The organism is Kribbella catacumbae DSM 19601, from assembly GCF_000372465.1.
GTDB classification, from domain to species: domain Bacteria; phylum Actinomycetota; class Actinomycetes; order Propionibacteriales; family Kribbellaceae; genus Kribbella; species Kribbella catacumbae.
The window spans coordinates 1-4,968 of the sequence record NZ_AQUZ01000113.1 but is presented as its reverse complement, the minus strand read 5'-3'; the positions used below and the strand labels follow the sequence as shown (position 1 = coordinate 4,968).

The window sequence follows — 4,968 nt, the reverse complement described above, 5'->3', positions numbered from 1 at the left end:
GCGCCGTACCGGTTCACTCCAGCCTCCCCGAGATCTGATACAAACACCTGATCGTAGGTGACAGCGGGTCCGCAACCAGTCGCGGCAAGTTGCAGGAACCTGCAAGCCGTCAGCCGGCGTCTACGAAGGAACCTGGACCGTTGTCTCGGTGGGAGCTGGCGGCGGTGGCGATGCGCTGATCGCCTTACACCTCTCCCCGTCGGAGGACTCACCGGTCGCGGCGAGCCAGCGAGGAGACTTCGCAGGCTTGCCGTCGACTGCAGGGTCGGCGGTGAACTTGAACTGGGTGGCCTGGAACGCGACAGTACTTCGCAGTTTGTCCCCAGCGGGTCCGGGGATGTCTACCTTGCCGTCCCTGCCCAGGTAGCGAAGGCCGCGGTCGTCGACGCAGTAGTTGACCTTCACCTGCTGGTCGGGCACGTCCTCGACCGACAACACATGAATGGTGACAGGACCGATCAACCCCGTGACATCAGTCTCGATGGGTGCGTATGGCCCAGCCGCCAGGACCAGGCTTTGGTAAACCGGATCCATGATCCAGGGATGGGAATCGAATCGGTTCTGGGCTTCGATGAACTCCGTGAAGACCGCCGTGACTTGCTGTTGGCGCACCGATAGCTTCTGCTTGCTCGGGCGAATCGTCATTGTCACGGCCGAGTTCACTACTGCGGTCGGGGTGGGCGAAGGCGTGCTCGTCGTAGTCCCCGAGCCGCTGGGTGGGTCAGGTTCTGAGGAATCGCAGCCGCCGAACGCCAGCCCGATGAGGAGAACGCCGCTGACAGCGTTGGCGATACGTCGGCCAGGTGTCGTCATCTCGTTGCTTTCACAGATGGAACCAAGTGGCGCGGCCCTCCTGCAGAACCTGGATTTTGCAGGAAGCTGCAAGCACTTGGGATGGACAGGTGTGAGCTTCTGTGCAGCGCTGCGATTTCCCTGTGTGCCAAGGGTAAACAGCTCTGCCGGTGCGCTGGCTTCATCGTACGATAGACGTCATGGGGAATGTGCCGCATCCATTGCATGCTTATCTGACGGACCTGCAGAAGACAGTGCGCGAGGTTCAGCGCAAGCTCAACGGGAAGCTGGATCGCCCCGGCAGCAACTTTGCCGCAGGTAACGTGTGGGCGGGGCCGACGGCCAAGACCTGGGGCCTTCAGCTGACCGCCAAGCGTGCGACGTACATCAGCGAGCTGAACAAGCTCGACGACGAAGTCACGGCGAAACTCGCGACCACTCCGACGACCTGTCCCGAGGAAGAGCTCCTGAGCTGGAAGATCCGGCTGGGTAATGCCTGAACCCAAGGAGAAGGATTTCGTCGGCATCGACCCTGTCTCTTTGAAGGCGATGAATGACGACCTCGCGAACGCCAAGGCGCTGATCAACACGCATCTCCCAAGCTTGCGGAAGGCCTTCTGGAAGGCGGACGTGGCAACGACCCCCATCGACCGGCTGATTGCCATCGGCAAATGGATCGACCACGAACTCCCCATGCTGCAACGCCGCCAGGCCCTAGCCGCCCAACTCCAAAAGGAAGGCCTGCAACAGGGCCTCACCCCCGCCATGGTCAGCGGCGAATGGCCCGGCAACTTCCCCAGCACCGAAGCCGCCACAGCCCGAGCCAAGGAACTGGCCGCCCGCTATACGTCCGCAGGCAAGCTACCGCCCGAGGTCTGGGCAGAACTTGCCCAGAATCAGCACGATCCGGACTTCGCGGAAGCTTTCGCAAAGGCGATCGGTCCGGACGCGGCCAACCTGTTGGCCGCTGCGACGGGAAATCCCAAAGCCTGGAGTGGCAAAGACGATCCCGAAGCGGCCGGACGATACTCCACCCTCGCAAACGTCTTCGCCACCGCCAGCCATCGCGGCGTCATCGACGGCGGGTGGCTCCAGAGGTTCCCTGGCGTGATCGACCTCATGCGGCAAGGAACCTGGGACAACAAGCTGTTGATCCACGTCGGTGACCTCGCACTCAATTCCAACCAGCTCTTGAGCGGTAACAACCAGCGCACAGCCCAGATTCTCGCGATCATCGCGCGCTCACCAATCGCGGCCGCAGATGTCTACTCAGCCAACTTCGACAAGATTCAGCAGATGATCCGCGGCCAGCTTCCTGGATGGTCCGACACCTCGAACGCCAACCTGGGCGACCCTCTCGCTGCCTTCATCACGTCAGCCACGGTCGACGCCAGCGAGCGCTACGAAGGACTTCGCCCAGATGGAGTCACCAGTTGGCCCAACCCCGCCGAAGAGCTCACCCGTCGCCTCCTGCTGGACCTCAAGACCAACCCTCAGCGCACACCGTTCACGGGCGTCATGGGTGCGTACACCGCCATCGCCACCGAGTACTACGACGACCTACGCGCGTCAGTGGGCGGCCCTCCCGTACCGGAGTGCTTCAACGACTCCGACCCCGCTCGCCCCGGCGTCGAGGCTCCTGCCTCAGCCTGGAGCGTGCTGGTTCAGCAGGCCATGTGGGACCCCAAGAACGCTGCAGTTCTCAGCACTTACTTCGGCACGAAGGATGCGGAGTACTCCAAGGGCATCGCAGCGCGGGAGACCTCCCGGTACAGGGATGCGAACAACTTCACTGCCTTCCAGAACGGTCAGGTGACAGGTTGGTTCCTCGACCAGCTCAACATCGTGAAAACGGCTGCCAGCAAGGAAGTGGACGACTACAACGCCCAGGTCAAGCAATGGGTCGACTACATCGTCGATCCCGCCAACGCTGCAGCCTTCGCAAAGGGCGGGCTGATGGCGTCTGCGGCAGCCGCGGGAAACGCCATCACCGGCATCGTCAAGAGCGCCGGTGTCCAGGCGGTCAAGGACCTCGCCATCAGTTGGTTCGACCGTGAACCGCCGGTCTACGTGACCGATACGAAGTGGGCGACTATGAGCGCGGATTGGCAATTCAAGGCTGGGCAGAGCCTCACCAACCACCGTGTCGTACCCGTGACCGATGCGCAGGGCACAACTTGGTCCGGTGATCCCGCGCACTACGAGAAGATGTACGGCGGCAAGTTCATGGGCGGCAAGGACGACCCGCTATTCCTACCGGTGAAGGACATGTCGCCGGCCGCACGGCGCGCTTTCGCCGCATGGCTGCAAGATCCGGCAGTACAAGACGCCACCTGGAGCGACTTCGGTGCCGGGCAACTTGGCAAGCTGGGTAAGTGATCAGGCTGGCAGCTTGATCCGCCCGACCAGTAGTTGGTCATCTGCGCTGGTTACGAGGTATAGCCAACCATCACCGAGTGCTGCGCCTTGGACGGACCAGGCGGCTGTAGTCACAGATCCATCAGGACGAGCCAAACGGACGATCTCCTGCAAGCTTTGCCCGACCGCCCGATGAGCGGCGTTGTCCACGAGAGACCGCTGGCCCGGGCTGTAGTCGCCTAGCCAGCGAAACGCGGCTGGCTGCTGCTGTGCGTCCTCCGGACGGGCAATTGTGACGGGCATCGCCACATGGCCGCCATCCACTGCGATGCCGGCACTCGTCTGAAACCTCGGATCAGCATCGGCCGCATCACCTTCATTGGCGAACGGTCGTTGGCCAACCGGCGCGGCATCTGCATCCCGGCGTCGCACTACTGACCGCACCGTCCCGTCGGCGGGGAAGCGGAGTACCCCTCGCTCGCTCTGAGCAAAGATGACGCCGTCGCCATCTACGACGAGGCTCCTCAACTGGAGAACACCTGGGAGCGACCACTGGAGCGCCTTGGTACCAGCGGGAGGGGCTACTGAGGCGGCGATCATCTCGCTGTACTTCGAGCCGGGAAGCGGCCCGGAGGTGCCCGCGATCGTGGCGATCCGGCCATCAGCACCAACCCTGCGAATGACGCCAAGGTTCTGCTTCTCAGCAGAGTAGTACCTCAGCTCGCCGTAAACGAGCCGGCCCTCGCGGTCGACGGCGACGCCCTCGATGGGAGATGCGGCGCCCAAGGCCGAACCGCCGTCGGCGGTGAAGCCTTCTTTGCCATCACCGACGATCCGGAGGACTTTACCCGCAGCCGTAACTTTCGAGACCTGCCCCGCCGGTCCGTTCGAGTGGGCGATGTACATGGTTCCGTCGTTGCCTACCGCCAGTTGGCTTGCCGAGCGGATCTGCGGGTCCACGGCGATACGCTGCGTCCGTCCGTCGGGTCGGAAGACCCAGATGGTCACCCCACCAGGGGAGTTGTTCGTCAGAAGCCGGACCACGCCGTCGCGAGAGACCTCGACGTCTCTGACCGATCCCATGATCATGGCATCGAGTGACTTCGCAGCGTTGAGGTTAGTGCCGCCACCTGCAACGATTTCGACCGCTTGACCAGTGGGAGTTTCCTTGGCGTCGTCTCTGCAGCCGCTGAGCAGCAGGGCCGCTGTCAGGGTCAGCGTCACTGTGCGTCGCAACCTCATGGCGGACATGGTAGTTCTCCCGTTGGGTTGCAGGGCTCGTGGCGTGCCTGAGCCGGCGAGGTGTGGTCCCGCCGGCTCGGTGGTGGTGGTGGTCAGCTGCCGGTGGCTTGGGCGATGGCTTGGCGGTTTTTCTGGACTGCGGCCGAGGCGTTGTTGAGGTCGGTTTCGATGTTGGTGATGTTTTTTTGGCAGAGCTGCCAGGCGGCGCGGAAGTCGTCGGCGTACTTGCCCTTCCAGGTGGTGCTGGTGACGACCTTGGTCGATGCTGATTTCAGCTGGCTGAGTTCGTTCTTGAACGCGTCGAGCTTTGTCTTGAGGGCGTCCATCTCGGGCAGGCTGCCGCCGACCATGTTGTTCATCGTGATCCTCATCTTGTTCGTTGTGTCATGTACGGGCTTATCTGTCGACGGTTTGGATTTCGCCGACGGTGATGGGCAGGGTGGCGGTTTGGTTGGGGCCGGTGATGTCGGGTTGGCGGGTGCCGAACAGCCACCATTGGACGGTCCAGCGGACTGTGGCGGTGAGGGTGTAGTTGCCGGATTTGGCGTAGGTGACGGTGCAGGCGGCGGATTCGTC

Annotated in this window: 6 protein-coding genes; 2 read left to right on the top strand and 4 right to left on the bottom strand. The window is 62.8% G+C overall.

Going from position 1 to position 4,968, the window contains the following annotated elements; all coding sequences use genetic code 11:
• Window positions 1–120: 120 nt before the first annotated feature.
• A complete protein-coding gene (locus A3ES_RS0145120) occupies window positions 121–813 on the bottom strand; it encodes a hypothetical protein (protein ID WP_157631092.1) in 693 nt (230 codons plus the stop codon).
• A 179-nt stretch (window positions 814–992) separates the two neighbouring features.
• Here A3ES_RS0145120 and A3ES_RS0145115 point away from each other — a divergent pair, with 179 nt between their 5' ends.
• Window positions 993–1,292, top strand: coding sequence for a hypothetical protein (locus A3ES_RS0145115; protein WP_020393420.1), 300 nt, complete (start codon window positions 993–995; stop codon window positions 1,290–1,292).
• Complete coding sequence (locus A3ES_RS0145110; RefSeq protein ID WP_020393419.1) at window positions 1,285–3,171, top strand: hypothetical protein; 1,887 nt, start codon at window positions 1,285–1,287, stop codon at window positions 3,169–3,171. Before A3ES_RS0145115 ends, A3ES_RS0145110 begins: the two co-directional genes overlap by 8 nt.
• On the opposite strand, the gene A3ES_RS0145105 is transcribed toward A3ES_RS0145110, so the two are convergent.
• The 3 genes from A3ES_RS0145105 to A3ES_RS50705 form a co-directional block, all read right to left on the bottom strand.
• On the bottom strand, window positions 3,172–4,374 hold the full coding sequence (locus tag A3ES_RS0145105) for an NHL repeat-containing protein (protein ID WP_020393418.1): 1,203 nt from the start codon (window positions 4,372–4,374) through the stop codon (window positions 3,172–3,174).
• Between the two features lie 110 nt (window positions 4,375–4,484).
• Window positions 4,485–4,751, bottom strand: coding sequence for a WXG100 family type VII secretion target (locus A3ES_RS50710; protein ID WP_020393417.1), 267 nt, complete (start codon window positions 4,749–4,751; stop codon window positions 4,485–4,487).
• A 37-nt stretch (window positions 4,752–4,788) separates the two neighbouring features.
• A partial coding sequence (locus A3ES_RS50705) for a hypothetical protein (protein ID WP_040457248.1) occupies window positions 4,789–4,968 on the bottom strand: 180 nt, incomplete at its 5' end.